Consider the following 21,608-nt stretch of genomic DNA (forward strand, 5'->3'; position numbering starts at 1 on the left):
AATGCCCGATATGTCCATGTTTGGAATACTCAACACGGCGCTCACAGGAATACACGCGCACAAGCTGGCGATGAACGTTGTGGGGCACAACATCGCGAATGCCAGCACACCCGGTTACTCGAGACAGAGACCAGTCATAGAGGCGAATCCCCCCATTCCCCTCACTACCCTGACACAGCCTTCTTTTCCCTTGCAGATGGGAACCGGTGCAAAGGTTAAAACGATTGTGAGGTTGAGAGATGCCTTCCTCGACGTGCAGTACAGACAGGTGAACAACAGATACAACTACTGGGACACTGTCCTTTCCAACCTTCACTTCATAGAGCAGCTTCTGGCAGAGCCAGGTGAAGATGGTATAAGAAGCCTTGTGGACAACTTCTGGAACGCTTTCAAAGAAGTCATGTCCGACCCCAGCAGCACTGCCTCGAAAGCGGAGGTTGTTTCCAGAGCGCAACAGATGGTTTCTCAGATAAAAGATCTCTACGGGAGACTGGAGCAGCTTAGGGAAGATATAGACAACGAGATCGTTCAGAGAGTGTCCGAGATAAACCAGATGATAAAAAGACTGGCAGACCTCAACAACAAGATCAGAACCAGCATGATGCTCAACTCTCCACCGAACGACCTTCTCGATGAAAGAGACAGGATTCTCGACGAGCTCTCCAATCTTGCGAATATCAACTACACCGAGGCGGAAGACGGACAGATTACCCTGAGGATAGGAAATCAGATCGTTTTGAACGGTTCTACTTATAGAGAACTCAGAGCACTGGAGAGACCTTACGGAAAAGGATACCACGAGCTCTTCGTTGGAAACTCTCAGTTGATTCTCTCGGATGGGAAGCTGAAAGCGTTGATGGATCTGAGGGATTCCAGCATAGTGAAGTACATGAGAAAACTCGATGAATTCGTGCTTTTTATAACGGACTCATTGAATCTTGTTCACAGGGATGGTTTTGAGTCGAACGGAGTGACAACGAACCTCAACTTCTTCAAGAAAATTGAGGCCTTCAGTGATGATCCTTCTATCTTCAGAATCAAAGGAAGTAGAAAGCTCGAGATGGGACCTTACCACACTGTAACAGGAATTCATTCCGCAAGCAGCCAAGTTGAAATAGAAGGAAGACGCTTCAACTCTGATGACATCGTTCTCTCTTTCGGTGGTGGCTCATCGAACGTTTTGAACATCTCGGCTGGAACGACCATTGGTGACCTCGTTGGTTCGTGGAACCTGCTCGGTACCTCTTTGAAAGTGGGTACACATGCAGGGGGATACAGACTTTACCTGGAGGACAGCACCGGTTCTCTGAGGAACAGGCTTTTCCTCTCACTGGGGGATTCTCTGTCACAGATGGGGTTCGACACCGAGACAAAAGGGTATATAACCATAAAAGAATCCGACCTTTCCGGGTTGTCTTCCGGTGTTTACAACATAAACGTGGAGTACACCCTTGAAGATGGCACAAGACAGACAGAAACAATCAGCGTGGATCTTTCTTCCGGGGTGAACCTTTCGAATATAGAAGCTTCCATAAATTCTTCTTCGCATCTGAGGGCGCAGATTTACGCGGATCCATCCACTGGAGAAAACATGCTTGTGATCGTTCCAGATGAGCAGCTCAGTTTCGATCCTTCGGCCGTCAAGGTGTTGAGCGACGATGACTTCTTCACGAAATCGAACGCGTTCGTGAGAAATTACGAGGTGCTGGAATACAAAGACACTCTGGAAAACATTTTCTACGGTCAAACCGGTTTTGACCCAACAAGGCCTTTCACGATCACTATTAACTCCACGGATATAGAAATAGATCCAGCTGTGGACACTCTGGAAACACTCGTTGAAAAGATCAACGAAAAGAACACGGGAGTTCTCGCGGATTTGACACCCCATCATTCGCTCGTCTTCAGGGCGTCGTCGCTCTACGATTTCGATCTCAGAATGATGGAAATAAAAGGTCCGCAGGGATTTTTCGAAGCCGTTGGATTTATTGATCCAGACGGTGACCCCACTACTTTTGACTGGAGCTCTTCCTTCACCCTGGTTTCAAAATCTGACGATTTCACCACGTTGAGCGAACGTTTCAAGGTTGCGGACATTCTGACTTTTGACAGGGCACTGTACGATGAACCCCTGAACATCGTCAATCAGTTCGAGGTGAGTTCTTCTCTCGCTACGAACCCGGCAAATCTCGCGGTCGATGTGGGATACGCTCTGGAAAATTCCGACTGGAACGCGACGAGCATCAAACCTTCGGGTGGAGCCAATCCAGAGCTTCTCGAAACCATACAGAATCTTTACACTAAAAAGATGTTATCGAACGGCAAGGAGAGTTTCTACGAGTTCTTCGGTGGAGTGATCTCGGAGCTCGGTGTGGAGGCGGAAACTGCCAGCAATCTCAAGAACAACACGGAAATCCTCAGACAGGAGATCGACAATGCCCGTGAAGAAGTGAAGGGAGTCTCTCTCGACGAGGAGATGGCAAACATGATAGAGTATCAGCACGCGTTCAGCGCTGCTGCCAAAGTCATCACCGCTGTCGATCAGATGATACAGACCGTGATCAACATGGTGGGGTGATCTGAATGAGGGTTACAAACAAAATGATCAGTGATAGGGTACTGTTCAACATACAGACGAGTTTGAAAAGAATAGCGAAGCTCCACGATCAACTCTCTTCGGGATACAAGGTGAGGTATCCGAGTGACGATGCCGTCGTTGCGAAGAGGGCCAGTGACATTCTGACGAGAAAGAGGGAACTCGAGCAGTTTCAAAGAAGCGTGGATCATGTTCAAACTTACGTGAACGCGTACGACAGTGCCCTTCAAACCGTTTCCTCCATTACTCAAAGACTCAGAGAACTGCTGGTTAGAGCAGCGAATGGGACTCTTTCGAAAGCAGAGAGAGAGGCTATAGCAGAGGAGATCGATAAAATCAAAGAGAATCTGGTGGAAGTGGCGAACACAAGAATAGGGAACGAGTACATCTTTTCTGGATACGATGTTTTCAGTCAGCCGGTCGAAAACGAAAACGGCACCTGGAAGATCTCGACACTTCCGGCCTCAGATAAGAGTCGCTCTATTCTGGTGCTGGGACATTCCATTGATTACGGTGTCACAGCCAGTGAGGTTTTTGAACTGGACAGCGGAAAGAATGTGTTCCAGATGCTTGAGGAGGTTTCTGCCACTCTTCGTTCCAATCTCAACGAAACTCAGATATCGGAGCGTGTGTCGAACGTTTTCTTGAAGGAATTATCCTACTTCGAAGAGCGTATAACCAGAACAATAGGAGAGGTCGGTGGTGTGAGCAGGTTCATCGATATGGTGAACTCGAGGGTGCAGGATCTCGATTTCTTCTTCACCGAGTACCTTTCAAAAGAGAGAGATGCAGACATCACAGAACTCGTGACGGATCTTGCTATGCAGCAGTCGGTTCTTGAAGCTGCTTTGAAATCGGCCAGTCGAGTGCTTCAGGCGACCCTGGTAGACTTCGTGAGGTGATAACGTGGTTTACAAAACCAAACTCGGAGAGATGGAAATTTCGGATGAAAGTATCTTCACGTTCGAAAAAGGAATTCCCGGATTCGAACATCTGCGAAAGTTCGCGCTCGTTTTTCCTCAGGAAACCTTTCCCATAGGATGGCTGCTTTCACTCGAGGATCCGGAAGTGGGACTTCCCGTTGTGGATCCAAAGCTCGTGAGAGCCGATTACGACCCTGTAGTGCTAAGTGAGGATCTCGAGGAGATCGAAGCCGAAAATCAGGAAGCGCTCCTTTTCTTCTGTGTGTTAACGATTCCCCCAGGGAAACCGGAAAAGACCACGATAAATCTCAGGGCACCGATAATTTTGAATCAAAAGAAAAAGAAGGGAATTCAAACGATACTGGAGAACGAAGATTACCAGTTGAGACACCTTCTTTCCGAAGAGATGGAGCGTTCAAAGACTGTGGTATGATCTTCAAATAGAAGCCTCCCTCACCGTGCGGTACCCTTCGGGGTTCAAAGGGGAAGCCGGTGGAAATCCGGCGCGGGGCCGCCACCGTGACCGGGGACGAAACCCGCAGAACGCCACTGGGGCGATCACCCTGGGAAGGTGCGGGGAGTAGGATGATCCGGAAGCCGGGAAACCCGCCCGCGGTGAAGGGAAACCACCTTCCTCGGCACCAGGAAGGTGGGAATATTCTTTTTCAGGGAGGGATGGAAGTGTTCAGAAAACTGGTTTCTTTGATTCTTCTTTTTGTCACCGCTGTTGCGCTCGCCGTAACGGTTGTGGACGATTCTGGAAGAGTGGTGGAGATCACATCCGCACCCGAAAGGGTGGTCAGTCTGTCTCCCGCCGCAACGAGGTTTCTTGTGTTCCTCGGCCTGGAAGACAAAATCGTTGGAGTCACAGATTACGACAGCTACGAAGCCGAAAGAGTCGGTGCGATGGTTCCTGCGAACATCGAAAAGGTGGTGAGTCTGAATCCCGATCTCGTTCTGATGTTCGGCGGATTTCAGCTTCCCGAAGTTCCAAAACTTGAGGAAGCAGGTTTAAAGGTCCTTGTTGTGAATCCGAATTCTCTCAACGGCATCATTAGAGACGTGGTCCTTCTTGGAACGATCTTTGATCGTCGAGACCTTGCCCTGGAGAAATCGGAAAAGCTGAGAGAGAAAATGCTTGAGATAGGAAAGAAGACCTACAACGTTCCCCCATCGAAGCGTCCCAAGGTACTCTACCTGATCTCATCTCCCGGTCCTGATGTGAAAGAGATTTGGACGTGTGGTATGGGATCCTATCTCAACGAGATCATCTCACTGGCGGGCGGGGTGAACATTGCTTCTGGAATCGCAGGGCCGAACGGCTGGCCACAGCTTTCTCTTGAGTATGTTGTGTCTCAAAATCCTGATGTGATAATAGTTGGAGTTTACATCTCTGGAACGGAGAACGAAGAGATAAAGAAAATACTCAATTTTGAACCTTTCAAAGAAATAAACGCAGTGAAGAACAAAAGGGTCTTTGCAGTGGATGGAAACGTGGCCTCTCAACCTTCTCCCGATGTGTTTGAACTCCTCGATTTGTTCTATGAATTTTTCTACGGAGGAAAAGGTGAGTGAGAAAACTCGTTTTTCCGATACTGATACTCAGTTTTCTTCTTGGAATCTTCTTTGGAAGTGTGCCTCTGGACCCCCTTGAAGTGCTGGGGGTCCTCTTTGGTTTGAAAGAAAACCCCGGGGTCGAAAGGATTCTTTCTCTCAGAATTCCAAGGGTTCTGGCAAGTTTTCTGGTTGGAGCCGGTCTTTCGATCGTGGGAAATTCGTTTCAGAATCTTTTGAAGAATCCTCTTGTTGATCCGTATCTCCTTGGAATCTCCTCGGGTGCATCTTTCGGTACTGTTGTGTCGTTTTACCTCGCTGAAATCTTCGGAATCTCCTGGATATACAGAATTCCACTTCTCAGCTTTGGTTTCTCTATGATAGCGTCACTCTTGACCCTTCTCATTGCAAGGAAAGAGGGCCGCTTTCCGGTAACAACCATCGTGCTTTCTGGAGTGGTGGTAAGCACGTTGTTCAGCTCTCTCACTTACATGACGATCGTTCTTTTGAAAAGGAATGTGACCACCATTTCTATGTGGCTCTTTGGAAGCTTTTCAGGGAGCACGTGGGAGGATGTTCTCTTCTACCTGGTGGTAGTCATCCCGTTTCTACTTTACTCTTTGATCTTCTCCAAACATCTGAACGCCATGGCGCTTGGAGAAGAAGAGGCCTTCGTTCTCGGAGTCAACGTTGAGAGATTGAAAGTTGTCACTTTTCTTTTTGGGAATCTCATCACGGCATTTCTCGTCTCCAGAAGCGGTGTTATCGGTTTCGTCGGTCTCATAGTTCCTCACATCTCTCGCTACCTTGTTGGCCCAAATTTTCTGAAGTCCGTCCTTTCAAGTTTGATTGTGGGAGGAGTTCTCCTTACACTATGCGACACGGCAGCCAGAACCTTCTTTTCTCCCACGGAGCTTCCAGTCGGCGTTGTAACGGCGTTGATTGGAGCACCTTTCCTTGCTTTCCTCATGAAAAGAGGTGTGTGAAGTGGAGATTGTAAGGATTGAAAATTTGTTCTTCCAATACAGAGGCGGATTCTCTCTGAAAAACATAAATCTTTCTGTGAAAAAAGGGGAGTTCTTCGGCATCGTCGGACCGAACGGTTCCGGAAAGACTACTCTTTTAAAGATCCTTGTGGGGATTTTTCGTCCTCAGAAAGGAACGGTTCAGCTCCTCGGCAGGATACCGTGGGAGACTTCGAGAAAAGAGATGGCGAAGATAGTAACCTTCGTTTCTCAGGATTTCTTTCCCTCCTACGACTTCACTGTAAAAGAGATAGTCGAAATGGGACGGCTTCCACACTTGAGTCTTCTGAGTGGAACGTCCAGAAAGGATGAGGAGATAGTCCTGAAAAGCCTGAAGCTAACCGGAACACTGAAATTTGTCGACAGAAACTTCTGGACATTGAGCTCTGGAGAGCGCAGGAAGGTTGTGCTATCGAAAGCGATTGCGCAGGACACGGAAATCCTACTCATCGATGAACTCACAGCCCATCTGGATTACAACAACGTGAGTCTTGTGGGAAACGTGTTGAAAAGGTTGAAAGAATCGGGAAAAACCATCATCTCCGTTTTTCACGACATAAACGTGGCATCTGCTCTGTGTGATCGAATAGGCGTTATGAAAAACGGTGAGATGATAAAAACCGGAGCACCCCCAGAGGTGGTGACCGAAGAGGTGCTCCGGAATACGTTCGAAACGGAATTCGTGGTACTCGAACATCCTGTCACAGGAAGACCGCTAGCCTTTCTCAAATAGTCTCTTCAAGAATTTCACCTGTTCAATTGCCTGGAAAGAGCCTCCTCCCTCGTGGTTGTTGTACGGATAGATTCTGATTTCCTTCGGCCCAGCGTAGTGATTGTAGGCAGCAAAAACCGTTGAAGGAGGACAAATGTTGTCCATGAGACCCACAGAAAACAGCGCAGGGATCTTCGCTCTGACTGCGAAGTTCACTCCATCGAAATAGGAAAGAGTCCTGAACACGATTTCTTCCTTGTCCCTGTGAGTCTTTAGAAAGTTCGTGATCTCCGCGTATGGATGCGTATCCACAAGCTGCACTGCCCTTCTGAAGTGACACAGAAACGGCACATCGCACAGAAGAGCCTTTGCTTTCTTTGAGAGAGCGCTCACCGCAAGGGCTATTCCGCCACCCTGACTGCCTCCAGCTATCACGATTCTTTCGTGATCTACCCGAGGAAAAGAAGCAGCGGCTTCAACGGCTCTGACAGCGTCCGTGAAGACTCGTCTGTAGTAGTAAGTTCTGGGATCCAGTATTCCTCTTGTCATGAATCCTGGATACTGAGGGTCAACGGGATCCTCAGGGTAATCCGGTGTATCTCCTTTCATCCAGCCGCTTCCCTGTCCTCGAGTATCCATGACGAAACATATGTAACCCATAGAAGGCCAGAACAGCCAGTCGTGAGGGAATCCTCTTCCACCGTTGTATCCTATGTACTGCACAACGCAGGAAAGTTTTTCTTCTTCCAGTTTTGGAACAAGGAGCCACCCCTTGATCCTCTGTCCCATGTATCCGGAGAAAGTTACATCGTACGCTTCGACCGTTTTGAGGTGAGACTCCATCCTCTCGAAGACGGGGTCTAAGGGGAACTTTTCGCTCTCTGCGAGTGTCCCTTCCCAGAACTCATCGAAGTCTTTCTCTTCGTACCGCTCTGGACGATATTTCTTCAGTTCTTCGAGTGGTAAATCGAAAAAGGCCATCTTTTATCACTCCTCGCAGGCTTCCGTGAAGAATTTCCTCATTCCCACCACTTCTCTTTTTTCACCGACGACGGAGAAAGAACCTGTGAGTCTTATGTCTTCAGAAGAGCTTCCCACCATCACCCTGAACTCACCGGGTTCAACTACAAGTTTCATGTCTCTGTCGTAGTAGGCGAGCACGTCCATGTGAAGCCTGAACACGACAGTCTTCTTCTCTTTCGCCTTCAAAGAAACCCTCTTGAAGCCCTTCAGCTCTTTCACAGGCCTTGTGACGCTCGCAAACTCACGACCGATGTAAAGCTGAACCACCTCGTCTCCGTCTCTGTCTCCAGTGTTTTCCACGTCCACCTTTATCACCACCTCACCGGCCGGTGGCACTTCCTTCGGCTCGATCCGGAGGTTGCTGTACTCGAACTTCGTGTAAGACAAACCGTGCCCAAACGGGAAAAGAGGCTTTGTGCTCTCGTCTACGTAGTCTCCGTGCCAGTGAGACCTTCCTCCGGAGGGTTTGACGTAGTGGAAGACAGGAATCTGACCAGCGCTTCTTGGAAAGCTGATCGGGAGTTTTCCAGAGGGATTCACCTTTCCGTAGATGATGTCAACGATCGATCTTCCTCCCGCCTCCCCCGGAAGCCACACCTGAAGGATGGCGTTCACCTTGTCGACGACGTTTTTGAGTGAGTAGGGTCTTCCCGTGATGAGGACAAGAACGACGGGTTTTCCTGTCTTTGCGACTTCGAGGACGAGTTCTTCCTGGACTCCTGGAAGCTTGAGGTTTGCCATGTCTCTGGACTCACCGGTTGTGCAATCAAGGGTGAGTCCAGATTTGTCTCCTACGACAACGATGGCAACGTCGGATTTCTTTGCAATTTCTATCGCCTCTTCGAAACCGCTTCTGTCTTCCCCTGTCACTTCACAGCCCTTTGCGTATTCGAATTCGATCCCTTCTTCTTTGAAGGCGTCGAGAACACTCGGAATACTCTTCATATGTTCTTCTATGCTCTTCTTCAGTCTTTCGTAGTTTTCTCTCGGGATCTGAGGATTTCCAAAGACATCGTCTATGTTGTCGAGGAGAGCCCTTATGTGTGCAAGATACATGTAATCTCCGAGGAGATTTCTCACCTCACCCGCGTTCGGTCCGATCAACGCCACTTTCTTTTCTTTCGAAAGCGGCAGTATCCCATCGTTTTTGAGGAGTATGATAGATTTCCTTGCTATCTCGAGCGCGATGTCTCTGTGGCTTTCTATCTTTGCTTTTTCCACCTCAACGTAGGGATTCTCGAAGAGTCCGAGCATGAACTTCAGCCTCAGCACCCTGGCGACTGCCTCGTCGATCAAAGCTTCGGAGATGATGCCTTTTTCAACAAGGTCTTTCAAATATTGATAACATTCTGTCTTCGGAAGTTCAACATCTATCCCCGCTTCGAGCGCGAGTCTTGCGGCTTCTGACTTATCCCTTGCTATTCTGTGATAATCTTCCAGAACTTTCACAGCGAAATAGTCAGAAACGACGATTCCTTTGAACCCCCAGTCTTTTCTGAGAATGTCTGTAAGGAGTTTCCTGTTCGCTGCACATGGGACACCGTCTATCTCGCTGTAGGAGTTCATCACAGAAAGCACATTCGCTTCTTTAACAGCCGCTTCGAACGGAAAGAGAAAGACCTCTTTGAATTCCCTCTCCGGAATGTTCGTTGGGGCCCAGTTCTTTCCGCCTTCAGAAGCGCTGTATCCGGCGAAGTGTTTCACTGTGGCAACGACACCTTTTTTGATATCCTCACCTTGGAGGCCTTTTACGTAAGAGACTCCCATCCTCGCCACCAGGTAGGGAGATTCTCCGAACGTTTCTTCCGTTCTTCCCCACCTCGGGTCTCTTGCGACATCCAGAACGGGTGCGAGACCCTGATGTGCTCCTATCTTTCTCATATCCTCTCTGATGGCGGTGGTCATTTTTTCTATGAGATCCGGATCCCATGTACTCGCCATTGCTATTGCCTGAGGGAAGTTGGTTCCTCCAAGTCCCATGTAACCGGTGAGACATTCCTCGTGTATCATCGCAGGAATTCCAAGGCGTGTTTCTTCCACGAGAAATCTCTGTATTTCGTTCACAAGTTCCGCGGCTTCTTGAGGTTCAAGGTTCGTCGATCCACCGGGCCTCGTGACCTGACCAATACCATTTTTGAGGAGTTCTTTTGCTTTTTCTCTACTGAACTTTCCTCTCTCGTCTATCAGTTCGTAACCCCAGACAGACCCAAGCTGGGCTGCTTTCTCTTCCAGCGTCATTCTGGAAAGAAGATCTCTCACTCTCACTTCAATGGGTTGCGAAGGATCCCTGTACAGTTCCATATTTTTCCCTCCTCATCTGTTATTGAAACCATGAAGGTGGATCATCTGTACAACCAGCATTTCACCTGCACACCATCTACTTCAAAATACGGAGGAGGCTCCTTTCTGCATATATCCATGACCTTTGGACATCTTCCTGCGAACTTGCAGCCCTGTCTCAGATACTCTGCCTGCTCTGTCTCGGACAGTTTTATCCTGATGTCCCACTTTTTCTTCGGATCCGGTTCTGGAACGGATTCCCTCAAAAGCTGGGTGTATGGATGCTTTGGTTCCATGAGAACTTTCTCTGCGGGTCCCAGTTCCACTATGTTCCCTCTGAACATGACAGCGATTCTGTCTGAGACATAATACGCTGTTGTGAGGTCGTGTGTGATGTACAGAACACTCACACCGTACTGTTCTTTGAGATCCTTGAAGAGGTTCACGATCGACATTCTCAAAGAAGCGTCGACCATCGAGACAGGTTCGTCTGCAACGAGAAGAGAAGGATTCGTGAGAAGTGCCCTTGCGATGGAAATTCTTTGAAGCTGACCTCCCGAGAACTCACTTGGGTACTTCTCGGAGAATTCTTCAAAGGAGATACCGACTGCGGAGAGTTTCTCTTTGATGATCTCTTCTGCCTTCTTTTTTGTATCCGCTATGCCAAGGTTGAAGAGTGTCTCATAGAAGTACCTGTCCACCTTCCTGAGGGGGTTGAACGTGGAGAACGGATTCTGGAAGACAGCCTGTATTTCCTTCAGAAGTTCTCTTCTTTCTTTCTCTTTTTGATGCACCCGATCGATTTTTCTTCCTTTGTAGACGATCTCACCAGAGGTGGGTTCTTCAAAGCCAAGGATGATCTTGGCGGTCGTGGTCTTTCCACAGCCGCTCTCTCCAGCGAGGGTGAAGATCTCTGCTTCGTTTATATCGAAGTTCACGTTGTCTACAGCCACTATCCTCGTTCTGGAGAAGATACTCCCTATGGTGAAGATCTTCGTCAGATTTTTTATCTCAAGAAGCGGCATTCTTTCCCTCCTCTACTAACCAGCATGCAACTCTGTGGCCCGGCAGGTATTCCTTGAGAGGGGGTACTTCTTTTTTACACCTGTCGAACGCATGTGGACATCTTGGATGGAAACTGCATCCTGGTGGAAGATCGGCGAGTGATGGAGGACTTCCAGGAGCGCTTTCTCTTCTTCCTTTGTCTCCAAACTTTGGAAGCGAGTAGATCAGATACTTCGTGTAGGGATGCAAGGGGTTTTCAAAGATCTCTTCTGTTTTCCCTTCTTCTATGATCTTTCCTGCGTACATGATCGCTATCCTGTCTGTCACGTTCGCATGAACCCCCATATCGTGTGTGACAAGGATGATGGTGTTCTGTCTTGAAGATTGTATCTCCTTAAGGAGCTGGACCACGCCTCTCTGAGTCACAACATCGAGAGCGGTCGTTGGTTCGTCTGCTATGATCACCTTCGGTGACAGAACAGTTGCAAGGGCGATCGTCACCCTCTGCCTCATTCCACCGGATAGCTGGTGTGGATAGGCGTTGAGAATTTCTATCGGAAGGCCAAGCTCTCTTATGTGTTCTTTTGCCATCTCATAGGCTTCTTCTTTCGTCTTTCCGGTCGTGTGGCTCTCTATGAAGTCTTTGAAGGTCTCCTTTATCTTCACCACGGGATTGAGAACGCTCATAGATCCCTGTGGAACGTAAGAAATGAAACTCCATCTGAGCCTTCTTCTCTCTTCATCGTTCAGAGAATAAACATCCACTTCTTTTCCGTTTTCTCTGTACAAGACCTTTCCTCCCACTATTCTCTGTGGTGGTTCTATTGCAGCAAAGAGAGCTCTCAAAAGAGTGCTCTTTCCACATCCGCTCTCTCCTGCGATACCGTATATCTCGTTCTCCATGATCGAAATGTTCACGTCGTCCACTGCCTTCACTACTCTCTTTTTTCCGAATATGTCCAGAATGTAATAAGACTTGAGATTTTCTGTTCTCAACACTTCCACCGCTATCACCTCATGCCTGTCCTATTCTCTGTATCCTCATCCTCGGATCCAAGTACTCACTGATGCTGATTGAGATCAGATACAGCGCTATGAACAAAAAGATAGACGTTAAAACAGGAGTCAGCACCCACCACCAGTATCCCAGTAGAAGGGCCTGGTAGTTTATCGACCATTGAAGCATGGTACCGAGTGTGGGTATGTCCAGGTTCGACACACCCAGTATCGCGAGTGTGATTTCCATTCCAATAGCCCAGGACATGTTACCTATGAGAGTGGCGAATATGAGCGGTATCAGAAACGGTAGATACTCTTTGAAAACGATCGAAAGAGCTTTTGATCCAGAGAGAAGAGCAGTGTAGGTGAAATCTCTTTCCCTCAAACTCAAAACCTGAGACCTGATCACTCTCGCATCCCATGCCCAGCCGAAGACGCCAAGAAGAAGTCCCAGCATAGGTAGACTGAGTCGAGCCTTCACCATCGTGGCGATGAGAACGATTATGATGAAAAGGGGTATCACAAGGAAAGAGTCACTCAGAAACATGAGAACCCTGTCAGCAGCTCCTCCCTTGTATCCGGCGATCATTCCCACGATCATCGCTATGACCCTTGAGACAAGGCCTGCTATGAGCGACATGATGAGTGAGTTCCTCACGGCAAAGGTGAGTTTCCAGAAGATATCTTGTCCCATGGAGTTTGTACCCAGTATGTGAGGCCACTGGGGAGGAAGGTCCCTTGGAACCTGGTTCCACAGGTAAGGGTTGTAGGGTGAAAAGAAAGATAGAACAGAAAGTCCCGCAAGAACCAGAAACACTATAAAGCCGAATCTGAAGCGTGTATCTCTCAACAGATCCTTCAACACCTGCATTCTTTCCACTCCCTTTTCATCTGTATCTCACTCTCGGATCGAACAGAGGATAAAGCAGATCTATCAAAAGAATACTCGTTGTGATCAGAAGGATGGAAAGTGTGCTGACGCCCATCAAGAGGTTGTAGTCACCCGTGAATATGGCGTTGTAAAGGAGTGTTCCAATGCCGGGGTAGGAGAACACGATCTCCGTGATCAGGGCACCTCCAAAGATCTGACCTAAAGATAGAGCAAGTCCTGTTATCTGTGGCAACATGGCGTTTCTTATTACATATCTTCGAACGATTCTTCTCTCCTCTACTCCTCCCATCTTTGCGTATTTCACATAATCTTCTGTTTTCACACTTTGAACCACAAGCTTCATGGCTTGAAACCAGGAAAACACACCTATTAGAACTAAAGAAAGAGCTGGAAGGAAAGCGTGTTTTAGGAGTATCAACAGATTTTCCCAGCTGAAGGTGAACTGCATTCCTATCGCAAAGCCGCCTCCAATTGGGAAAATGGGAATGATGTATGCAAGAAGTATCAGGAGCCCAAGGGCAAGGATATAGTACGGCATCGGTCTTATCACCATCGCGATGGCATCGAGTATCTTCACCCATCTTCTGTTCGAAAAGTACCCCGCAAGACCTCCAAGGATGTTTCCTATGATCCAGGAAAGAACAGTTGTCACCAGAAGAAGCCATGCAGTCCAGGGCAAAGACTGTTTTATCAGTTTTATCACGGGTGTTGGAAACTGATAGTAGGAGGGACCGAAATCTCCCTTTAAAAAGCGTTTCCAGAAGTTTATGTACTGTTCCCACAGACTTCCCTTCAGTCCATAAAGTTCTTTCAGGGTTTCTGTCATCTCTTCTATCGCCTTCGGATCCATGTACGTTCCCTGTGCCACAAGACGATTTATGAACTGCTGTACCGGATCTGTTGGCAGAAACCTTGGTATGAAAAAGATCATCGTGATTCCTACCCAGATAACAAGAAAGTACGTTACCAGTCTTGGGAGGAGATACCTTCTCACGAAGTTCAAGATCTCTGACCTCCTTTTCTCTTTAAAGGACCGGGGGTTATCCCCCCCGGCCCCCGTTTGAAAGATATTTTACATCATTTTCTACCGGTTGGTTTCAAGAACGGGAGCATGTACTTGAAGTTGGGCCAGTGATGGTACGGCTGTGCATACATGTTCTCCGCACCAGGATAGTTCGTCCAGTAGTATTCATCCCATGCGATGACACCCGGGTAGTTGAACGTTGGTATCGTCGGCATCTCTTTGACAAGAAGCTTCAAACCTTCAACTCCAAGTTCGATGAGCCTCTTTGTGTCTCCCCAGGCTGTCTTCTGTATCTCGTCTATGATCTTGTCCATCTCAGGATTGCTCCATCTTGCGTAGTTGCCCCATGGGGCGTTTTCTCCAATGGGTCTGATGTATTTGGAGTGGAACGGCTCGAGTGTTCTGAACAGATCTGGATGTCCTCCCCATGGCTCCGCCGCTGGCCAGTCTGTTGAGACTTCGAATTCTCCTCTCTGATCAAGAGTTGCCGCTGCATCCGTTGTCTGGACCGTTACATCGATACCGAATTTCTTCCACGCCTGAGCGGCTGCAAAGGCGTTTCTGTAACCCGGGTGAGCCGGATTGGTTCCCGTGGTGATGGTAATTTTCCAGAGTTCACCGTTGGGCAGGTGCCATTTTCCATCTTTGTCTCTGTAGAATCCGTTCTTTTCAAGAAGTTTTGCTGCAACATCGGGTGCGTACTTCCACCATCCGGGTCCAAAGATCCTCTTGATCAGTTCTGGATTGTCAGGAACGGGGTATCCTCTTTTCTTTGCGTATTCAGCCAGTCTGAAGCCTGCTGTTGGATCATAAGGTTTGAACTTTTCTCCGTTTCCAAGGTCGAGTTCGAAGTTCTTCAGCCAGTCTTCGAGTTTTGTGAAGTACCAGTTGTAGTATGCGGTTGAAAGTGGTATGTGGATAGGCGAAAGCGTTACGGCACCATCGAACGCGTTGGCGGCATATTCAACGATGTCGATCGCAAGTGTGAGTGCCCATCTCACATCAGGATTGTTGAAGGGTTCTCTGGCTGTGTTGAAGTGAAGCCCTGTCACACATGGGTCGATGTTGACGGTCCACGGGAAGTTTCTTCTCCAGGCCCTTGCAGTTTTGACTCTGCTGAGAACGGCTTTGAGGGCTTCAAGTGTGAGGTCAGCTGCATCGAGCTGGTGCTGTGCCATGGCGAGAACCTGCTTTTCGGGACCACCATACGTGATGAAGAGCACGTATTTTGGTTGTGGCATGCCATATAGCATTCCTGTTGGTGTTCTGTCCCAGTCTTCTCTTCTTTCCCAGAGCGTCCAGTATCCTCCGGGATCGTATCCTTTGAGAACGTAAGGTCCTGTTCCAACGGGCGGATTGAAATCGAACGTGAGAGGATCTTCCACTTTCTCAAATATGTGCTTTGGAAGAGGTCTCAGAGCGCCCCATCTGTCGAGGAAGTAGGTGTGGAATCTGGAATTAGGCTCTTTAAGCTTGATCACGACCGTGTAATCGTCCACCTTCACGATCTCTTTTACCTGCTGCATCTGGGAGTTGTACCCCATTCCCGGTGTGTTTTTGACGAGCTCGATGGTATAAATTAGGTCATCTGCTGTAAACGGTACACCATCACTCCAGTAGACACCTTTTCTGAGTTTTATGGTGAGTTCTGTGAAGTCGGAGTTGTACTTTGGAGGTTCAGCGGCAAGAGCGTTGATGATCTCTCCGGTGGCGTACTCAACGCACCAGAGTGGTTCCAGAAGGAGATTCTGGATACCCCTGTCGTTCCAGACCCAAGTAGCCCAGATGTTGAAGTTACCGGGGTTGGCAGCTCTACCCGTTAGGTTGTCGGCTATGAACGTCTCGTTTCTGGGAATCCCTGGTGGAAGCTGCTGTGCAAAGAACAGGGTGAAGATGGAAACAACGAACAGGATCACAAGAAACTTCCTCATGAAAACTCACCTCCCTTGATTGTATGTTATATTTTTTCCTTTCGGGAAATATTTTAATGTAAATCTCCCTGAAAAATCAAGATCCATTTTTCATGAATAACGGAAATTGTTGAGGGTCGCAAAGAATTATTTCAAAATATTGTCGTTTTTCTCCATTTTTCTCTTTTTTTCTTTCTGGTATCATATTTCCGTACACAAATGAAAAAGGAGGTTTCATGTTATGAAAGGGTTGACTGCTCTGTTGTTACTTCTGATCGGGTGTGTTTCGTCCTTTGGCTCACAGGATGTACCCTTGAGAGTGCTCGCAGAGAAGTTGAACATTCACATCGGATTTGCAGCAAGGAACAATTTCTGGTCTCTTCCCGACGCAGAAAAGTACATGGAAGTTGCAAAAAGAGAGTTCAACATCCTCACGCCCGAAAACCAGATGAAGTGGGACACCATACACCCGGAAAGAAACAGATACAACTTTGAACCTGCCGAAAGACACGTCGAATTTGCCCTGGAAAACGACATGATCGTGCACGGTCACACCTTAGTCTGGCACAACCAGCTTCCTGGATGGATCACTGGTAGGGAATGGACAAAGGAAGAACTTCTGAGCGTTCTTGAAGACCACATAAAAACGGTGGTGTCTCATTTCAAAGGTAGAGTGAAGATCTGGGATGTGGTGAACGAAGCGGTGAGCGACTCTGGAACCTACAGGGAAAGCGTGTGGTACAAGACGATCGGTCCTGAATACATTGAAAAAGCGTTCAGATGGGCAAAAGAAGCCGATCCAGATGCGATTCTCATCTACAACGACTACAGCATAGAAGAAATCAACGCAAAAATCGAACTTCGTCTACAACATGATAAAAGAGCTGAAAGAAAAGGGAGTACCTGTAGATGGAATAGGATTTCAGATGCACATAGACTACAGAGGGCTCAATTATGACAGTTTCAGAAGGAATTTGGAGAGATTTGCGAAACTCGGTCTTCAAATATACATCACAGAGATGGATGTGAGAATTCCTCTCAGTGGTTCGGAAGATTATTACTTGAAAAAACAGGCTGAAGTTTGTGCGAAGATCTTCGATATATGCTTGGACAACCCTGCAGTTAAAGCGATCCAGTTTTGGGGATTCACAGACAAATACTCCTGGGTTCCCGGCTTTTTCAAAGGGTACGGAAAAGCGTTGCTATTCGACGAGAATTACAATCCCAAGCCTTGTTATTACGCGATAAAAGAGGTGCTGGAGAAAAAGATAGAAGAAAGAAAATGAGGGGGCGATGCCCCCTTATTTTCAGCAGTATCTCTTTTTCATTTTGTCGATAGCTTCCCAGAGACCGAGAATGTAGGTTGCTCCGAGTGCCCTGTCGTAGAGTCCATAGCCGGGACGTGCCTTTTCACCCCAGATCAGCCTTCCATGATCAGGACGTATGTACCCTTCGTAGCCTATGTCATGGAACGCTTTCATCACTTCAAAGAGATCGTGAGAACCGCAGAAGGAAGGATGTGCAGTTTCGTAGAAACTCTTCTCACCGGTGAACTTCAGGTTTCTCACGTGTGCAAAGTGGATCCTGCCCATCTTTCCGAAATATCTGATCATCTCAGGTATGTTGTTCTCAGGATTTGCTCCGAGTGATCCCATGCAGAACGTTATTCCGTTGTAGGGGCTGTCAACAGCTTTCAACATTCTCTCTATGTTTTCCTTGTTTGTTATAATCCTTGGCAGGCCAAAAATACTCCATGGTGGATCATCCGGGTGTATTGCGAGTTTCACATCGCATTCTTCACAAACGGGGATAACTCTTTCGAGAAAATAAACCAGGTTTTCGAAGAGTTTTTCTTCATCTACGTTCTTGTAGAGTTCGAAGGTTTCTCTCAGTTTCTCCAGTCTGTCCCATTCCCATCCTGGAAGGACGAAACCCTGAGAGCCCTCTTTCACTCGTTTTATGAGTTCGTCTGGTGTTACCCCTTCGATGAGACGGTGATCGTACTCCATCGTTTCAGAACCATCCGGGAGTTTTTTGTGTAGATCCGTTCTCATCCAGTCGAATACGGGCATGAAGTTGTAGCAGACTACCTTCACACCGGCCTTTGCCAGGTTTCTGATCGTTTCCTTGTAGTTCTCTATATACCTGTCCCTTGTGGGAAGACCCAGTTTTATGTCTTCGTGGACGTTCACACTCTCGATAACTTCGAGTTTCAATCCCGCTTTTTCAACGGTTTCTTTCAGCTTCATTATTTTCTCAAGTGGCCAGACTTCTCCCACAGGTATGTCAAACAAAGCCCCTACGACTCCTTCTACTCCTGGGATCTGACGTATTTGTTCCAGTGTCACGGTATCGTGTTTTTCACCATACCATCTGAAGACAAGCTTCATTCATTTTCCCTCCCAACGACTTCTTCGAGTGTTTTCCTCACAGCTCGTGGCCCTGTGATCATTTTCTTGAACAGTTCTTCTATTTTTTCTCCAAGTCCTACTTCGTACAGGTTCACTCTGAAAAGCTGCTGGCTGGAAAGGATCGGTTTCAGATGATCATCTGTGGATTCGGGATCGCCGAATTTTATCTTTGAAACGTAAGACCTCAGGTTCTCAAGAAGGGGATCTGGACTGAGCTGCATTTCTTTTCCTTCATCGTCTATTCCCATGAGGTATCTGCACCATCCCGCTATCACAAGTGGTATGTATTTCAAATCCCTTGGATCCAGATCTGGTCTTTCGTGGTATGCCTTTATAGTTTCGCCGAACCTGATAGGCATCTTTTGAGAGGTGTCCGTCGCTATTCTCTGCGGTGTGTCTGGCAGATATGGATTGGGAAGTCTGATGTTTATCACTTCGTTCAAGAATTCTCTTGGATTTATGATGCCGGGATCTACCACAACTTTTATTCCCTCTTCTCCCACACCTTCTACAAGTTTTTTCAGGAGGGGGTCTTTCATTTCGTCTGCGATCTTTTTGTATCCCAGAAGGCAACCGAAGATGGCCAGCGCTGTGTGAAGAGGATTGAGACAGGTTGTCACCTTCATTCTTTCTGCCTTCTCAACAGTTTCTCTGTCTGTCAGAAAAACGTTCCTATCTGCTCCTTCGAGTTTTGGCCGGCCGTTCGGAAAGCTGTCTTCTATCACCAGATACTGAGCCCATTCCATGTTTACGAAAGGAGCGATGTGGGTCCTCTTGGATGTCACAAAGATTTCCATTCCCCCTATTCCAAGTTTTTCTAAGTGCTCTTTTATGAATTCTGAAGGACCCGGTACAATCTTGTCTATCATACTCCATGGGAAAGCAACGTCTTTTTCCAGATAATCAATGAAATCTTTTTCCACCAGACCGTTTTTAACCCACTCCTCGGAAATTCTTTTCACAGAGCTGTAGAGTTTTTCGCCATTTCTTGAGAAATTATCGAGGCTGAGAAGAGCGATAGGAAGTCTTCCTGCTTTGAATCTTTCGTAAAGAAGTGCAGCCACTTTTCCCATCGATGTTTGGGGTGAGACAGGACCGTTTTTCATGTCCTCCATCACCTGAGGAAAGAGGTTCCCGGCCTGATCTTCTATGTTGTAGCCTTTTTCTGTGATGGTGAGAGAAGCGAGCTGAAGAGAAGGATTTCTGAAGATTTCTTTTGCTCTTTCCCAGTCTGGATGCAAAGGATCTCCTTTGAGGGCTTCCATCACGCTCGCTATGATTCTCTTTTCAAAATCTCCGTCGGGTTTTATTGTGACCGCTATCGATAAATTGTCGTACGGTTTGTAGACTTTGTCTATGACTTCGTAGTCGAAAAGCTCTATCACATTGATTCCGGTATCTTCCTTTCCCTCTTCGAGGAGATTCTGAAGCACTGCCGCAACGAATCCCCTGAATATGTTTCCACCACCGAAATGAACCCATTTCGGTTGTTCTTTTGTATTTTTCTCTACTTCGTCGAGATCGAAATACGGAGGCCTGACACCTATCTTTTCCCAAGCTGCTCTATCTTTTATCGTTTCCCTGTTGAGACGCACGTTTTCACCTCCTTATCTTTCCACTCGACCGGAGGTAGCACCGGACGCGAGTTTCTCTATTTCTTCTATGCTGAGCACCGCAAAATCCCCGGGTATTGTGTGCTTGAGACAGGAAGCGGCTGCCGCAAATTCGGCCTTTTTCTGCGAGTCAAATCCCATCAAACTTCCGTAGATGAGAGCACCGGCGAAGCTGTCTCCTGCACCGACCCTGTCGACTATGTGTATCTCATACCTTGTTGAGAAGTGTGGCTTTCCGTTTTCGTAAACCATGACAGACCAGTAGTTTACAGTAGCAGAGACGCTCTCTCTCAATGTGATTCCTATCGTTTTGAAGCCATACTTCTTCGAAATCTCCTCGGCAACCTTTGTGTAGGCTTCCCTGTTGAGTTTCCCCGTCTTCAGATCGAGTCCTTCAACGGGTATTCCCAGAACCTTCTCTATGTCCTCTTCGTTTGCTATCAGAACGTCCACGTACTCCATGAATGGGATCATCACCTTCTGGGCTTCCTCTTTCGACCAGAGCCTTGCCCTGTAGTTCAGATCACAGCTCACGGTCACATTTTTCTCCTTGGCAACCTTCAGAGCATCTTCGAGGATGAGAGGGAGCTCCTTTCCAAGGGGAGGAGTAATTCCTGAGAAGTGGAACCATCTGGCACCATCCAAAATTTTCCCCCAGTCGAAGTCTTCCCTTTTTGCCTCAGAAATGGCAGAGTGTGCTCTGTCGTAGACAACTTTACTCGGTCTCTGAGAAGCCCCTATTTCGAGGAAGTAAATACCTATTCGATTTCCACCTCTTGCTATGTAGTCTGTCTTCACACCGAACTTTCTGAGATGTCCTGCTGCAGCGTCCCCCAGCGGGTTGTTTGGTAGTTTTGTCACAAAGTACGCATCGAGTCCCATCTGAGCAAGAAAAGCCGCTACGTTCGCTTCTGCTCCGCCGTAGGTGACGTCGAAGCTGTCTGTCTGGAAGATCCTCTTATGATCTGGTGGTGAGAGTCTCAACATGATCTCTCCAAAAGTTACCACCTTCATTCTGTGCACCCCCTGATCTTTTCTACGAGCGCTTTTGCTTTTTCTCTCACCTCGTCTGGTGTTCCTTTCACAAGAGCACTTCCAACACCAACAGCGAGGACTCCGGCTTTGAACCACTCACACACGTTGTCCAGATTCACGCCTCCAGTGGGCACGAATTTCACATTGGGGAACGGTCCTTTCATCGCTTTTACAAACTGAGGTCCCACCACTTCTCCAGGGAAGAGTTTCAAAATCGTGTGACCGAGTTTCATGGCTTTTACAAGTTCGGTGGGTGTCATCACACCGGGCATGTAGAAGACACCTTTTTCTTTGCAGAATTGAGAGATTTCTTCGTCAAGGTGTGGACTGACGATGAACTCTGCTCCACTTTCTACAGCTTTTCTGCACTGTTCGACACTCGTCACTGTACCTGCACCTATTATGGCACCTTTTTCCTTGAGGAACGAGAGTTCTTTGATGACTGTGTCAGCGTCTGGAACAGTGAAGGTGATTTCGATGAGGTGAACTCCTCCTTCAAAAACAGCCAACGCCTTTTCTTTCGCTTCTTCCACACTGTTTGCCCTCAGCACGGCTACAATCTTGTGTTTTTTGAAGAGCTCTTCCATCTTCATCCCTCCTGATATG

19 protein-coding genes and 1 riboswitch are annotated in these 21,608 nt (G+C 47.6%); of the genes, 8 read left to right on the forward strand and 11 right to left on the reverse strand.

Annotated features, from left to right (window positions below):
- The first annotated feature begins 1 nt into the window (after position 1).
- The 6 genes from flgK to CELL2_RS04320 all read left to right on the forward strand — a co-directional run bounded on the left by flgK (position 2) and on the right by CELL2_RS04320 (position 6,831).
- The gene (gene flgK / locus CELL2_RS04295; RefSeq protein ID WP_038033226.1) at positions 2–2,578 is read left to right on the forward strand and encodes a flagellar hook-associated protein FlgK; all 2,577 of its coding nucleotides are present in this window, start codon (positions 2–4) and stop codon (positions 2,576–2,578) included.
- Positions 2,579–2,583: 5 nt separating this feature from the next.
- A complete protein-coding gene (gene flgL / locus CELL2_RS04300) occupies positions 2,584–3,498 on the forward strand; it encodes a flagellar hook-associated protein FlgL (protein WP_038033227.1) in 915 nt (304 codons plus the stop codon).
- Between the two features lie 4 nt (positions 3,499–3,502).
- Positions 3,503–3,952 carry a flagellar assembly protein FliW gene (gene fliW / locus CELL2_RS04305; protein ID WP_011943429.1) on the forward strand — a complete coding sequence of 150 codons (450 nt, stop codon included), beginning with the start codon at positions 3,503–3,505 and terminating at the stop codon, positions 3,950–3,952.
- 12 nt (positions 3,953–3,964) lie between these two features.
- A riboswitch (cobalamin riboswitch) is annotated at positions 3,965–4,148 on the forward strand.
- Between the two features lie 52 nt (positions 4,149–4,200).
- Positions 4,201–5,094, forward strand: coding sequence for a cobalamin-binding protein (locus CELL2_RS04310; RefSeq protein ID WP_065212807.1), 894 nt, complete (start codon positions 4,201–4,203; stop codon positions 5,092–5,094).
- Complete coding sequence (locus CELL2_RS04315; protein WP_011943431.1) at positions 5,091–6,059, forward strand: iron ABC transporter permease; 969 nt, start codon at positions 5,091–5,093, stop codon at positions 6,057–6,059. Before CELL2_RS04310 ends, CELL2_RS04315 begins: the two co-directional genes overlap by 4 nt.
- 1 nt (position 6,060) lies before the next feature.
- Positions 6,061–6,831, forward strand: coding sequence for an ABC transporter ATP-binding protein (locus tag CELL2_RS04320; RefSeq protein ID WP_012896115.1), 771 nt, complete (start codon positions 6,061–6,063; stop codon positions 6,829–6,831).
- On the opposite strand, the gene axeA is transcribed toward CELL2_RS04320, so the two are convergent.
- The 7 genes from axeA to CELL2_RS04355 form a co-directional block, all read right to left on the reverse strand.
- Positions 6,814–7,791 (reverse strand): cephalosporin-C deacetylase, encoded by a 978-nt coding sequence (gene axeA / locus CELL2_RS04325; protein ID WP_038033229.1) that lies wholly within the window; start codon positions 7,789–7,791, stop codon positions 6,814–6,816. The genes CELL2_RS04320 and axeA overlap by 18 nt on opposite strands.
- A gap of 6 nt (positions 7,792–7,797) precedes the next feature.
- Positions 7,798–10,134 carry a glycoside hydrolase family 3 N-terminal domain-containing protein gene (locus CELL2_RS04330; RefSeq protein ID WP_038033230.1) on the reverse strand — a complete coding sequence of 779 codons (2,337 nt, stop codon included), beginning with the start codon at positions 10,132–10,134 and terminating at the stop codon, positions 7,798–7,800.
- 41 nt (positions 10,135–10,175) lie between these two features.
- Complete coding sequence (locus tag CELL2_RS04335; protein WP_038033231.1) at positions 10,176–11,138, reverse strand: ABC transporter ATP-binding protein; 963 nt, start codon at positions 11,136–11,138, stop codon at positions 10,176–10,178.
- Positions 11,125–12,132: an ABC transporter ATP-binding protein gene (locus CELL2_RS04340; RefSeq protein ID WP_038033232.1), complete on the reverse strand. Its 1,008-nt coding sequence runs from the start codon at positions 12,130–12,132 to the stop codon at positions 11,125–11,127. The genes CELL2_RS04335 and CELL2_RS04340 overlap by 14 nt, the downstream gene beginning before the upstream one ends.
- Position 12,133: 1 nt before the next feature.
- A complete protein-coding gene (locus CELL2_RS04345; protein WP_038033233.1) occupies positions 12,134–12,988 on the reverse strand; it encodes an ABC transporter permease in 855 nt (284 codons plus the stop codon).
- 16 nt (positions 12,989–13,004) lie between these two features.
- Complete coding sequence (locus CELL2_RS04350) at positions 13,005–14,012, reverse strand: ABC transporter permease (RefSeq protein WP_038033234.1); 1,008 nt, start codon at positions 14,010–14,012, stop codon at positions 13,005–13,007.
- Between the two features lie 74 nt (positions 14,013–14,086).
- Positions 14,087–15,964: an ABC transporter substrate-binding protein gene (locus CELL2_RS04355; protein ID WP_038033235.1), complete on the reverse strand. Its 1,878-nt coding sequence runs from the start codon at positions 15,962–15,964 to the stop codon at positions 14,087–14,089.
- A gap of 220 nt (positions 15,965–16,184) precedes the next feature.
- Here CELL2_RS04355 and CELL2_RS04360 point away from each other — a divergent pair, with 220 nt between their 5' ends.
- Both CELL2_RS04360 and CELL2_RS09780 read left to right on the forward strand, forming a co-directional pair.
- Positions 16,185–16,901, forward strand: coding sequence for an endo-1,4-beta-xylanase (locus tag CELL2_RS04360; protein ID WP_256380509.1), 717 nt, complete (start codon positions 16,185–16,187; stop codon positions 16,899–16,901).
- Positions 16,816–17,229, forward strand: coding sequence for an endo-1,4-beta-xylanase (locus CELL2_RS09780; protein ID WP_256380510.1), 414 nt, complete (start codon positions 16,816–16,818; stop codon positions 17,227–17,229). The genes CELL2_RS04360 and CELL2_RS09780 overlap by 86 nt, the downstream gene beginning before the upstream one ends.
- A gap of 21 nt (positions 17,230–17,250) precedes the next feature.
- Here CELL2_RS09780 and uxuA read toward each other — a convergent pair whose 3' ends face one another.
- The 4 genes from uxuA to CELL2_RS04380 are packed head-to-tail and all read right to left on the reverse strand — an operon-like array spanning position 17,251 to position 21,589.
- Positions 17,251–18,333 (reverse strand): mannonate dehydratase, encoded by a 1,083-nt coding sequence (gene uxuA, locus CELL2_RS04365; RefSeq protein ID WP_029683656.1) that lies wholly within the window; start codon positions 18,331–18,333, stop codon positions 17,251–17,253.
- On the reverse strand, positions 18,330–19,949 hold the full coding sequence (uxuB, locus tag CELL2_RS04370; protein WP_029683657.1) for a D-mannonate dehydrogenase UxuB: 1,620 nt from the start codon (positions 19,947–19,949) through the stop codon (positions 18,330–18,332). The genes uxuA and uxuB overlap by 4 nt, the downstream gene beginning before the upstream one ends.
- Positions 19,950–19,961: 12 nt before the next feature.
- The gene (locus CELL2_RS04375) at positions 19,962–20,981 is read right to left on the reverse strand and encodes a sugar kinase (protein WP_038033237.1); all 1,020 of its coding nucleotides are present in this window, start codon (positions 20,979–20,981) and stop codon (positions 19,962–19,964) included.
- Positions 20,978–21,589, reverse strand: coding sequence for a bifunctional 4-hydroxy-2-oxoglutarate aldolase/2-dehydro-3-deoxy-phosphogluconate aldolase (locus tag CELL2_RS04380; protein ID WP_011943442.1), 612 nt, complete (start codon positions 21,587–21,589; stop codon positions 20,978–20,980). The genes CELL2_RS04375 and CELL2_RS04380 overlap by 4 nt, the downstream gene beginning before the upstream one ends.
- Positions 21,590–21,608 lie beyond the last annotated feature (19 nt).

The organism is Thermotoga sp. Cell2, assembly GCF_000789375.1.
Classification (GTDB): domain Bacteria; phylum Thermotogota; class Thermotogae; order Thermotogales; family Thermotogaceae; genus Thermotoga; species Thermotoga petrophila.

Excerpts from the sequence above, each read along its gene's own strand:
- CELL2_RS04380 (WP_011943442.1), bottom strand. The coding sequence starts at position 21,589 with ATGGAAGAGCTCTTCAAAAAACACAAGATTGTAGCCGTGCTGAGGGCA.
- CELL2_RS04355 (WP_038033235.1), bottom strand. The coding sequence starts at position 15,964 with ATGAGGAAGTTTCTTGTGATCCTGTTCGTTGTTTCCATCTTCACCCTG.
- CELL2_RS09780 (WP_256380510.1), top strand. The coding sequence starts at position 16,816 with ATGATAAAAGAGCTGAAAGAAAAGGGAGTACCTGTAGATGGAATAGGA.
- CELL2_RS04335 (WP_038033231.1), bottom strand. The coding sequence starts at position 11,138 with ATGCCGCTTCTTGAGATAAAAAATCTGACGAAGATCTTCACCATAGGG.
- flgK (WP_038033226.1), top strand. The coding sequence starts at position 2 with ATGCCCGATATGTCCATGTTTGGAATACTCAACACGGCGCTCACAGGA.
- uxuA (WP_029683656.1), bottom strand. The coding sequence starts at position 18,333 with ATGAAGCTTGTCTTCAGATGGTATGGTGAAAAACACGATACCGTGACA.
- CELL2_RS04330 (WP_038033230.1), bottom strand. The coding sequence starts at position 10,134 with ATGGAACTGTACAGGGATCCTTCGCAACCCATTGAAGTGAGAGTGAGA.
- CELL2_RS04375 (WP_038033237.1), bottom strand. The coding sequence starts at position 20,981 with ATGAAGGTGGTAACTTTTGGAGAGATCATGTTGAGACTCTCACCACCA.
- axeA (WP_038033229.1), bottom strand. The coding sequence starts at position 7,791 with ATGGCCTTTTTCGATTTACCACTCGAAGAACTGAAGAAATATCGTCCA.
- CELL2_RS04345 (WP_038033233.1), bottom strand. The coding sequence starts at position 12,988 with ATGCAGGTGTTGAAGGATCTGTTGAGAGATACACGCTTCAGATTCGGC.
- flgL (WP_038033227.1), top strand. The coding sequence starts at position 2,584 with ATGAGGGTTACAAACAAAATGATCAGTGATAGGGTACTGTTCAACATA.
- CELL2_RS04360 (WP_256380509.1), top strand. The coding sequence starts at position 16,185 with ATGAAAGGGTTGACTGCTCTGTTGTTACTTCTGATCGGGTGTGTTTCG.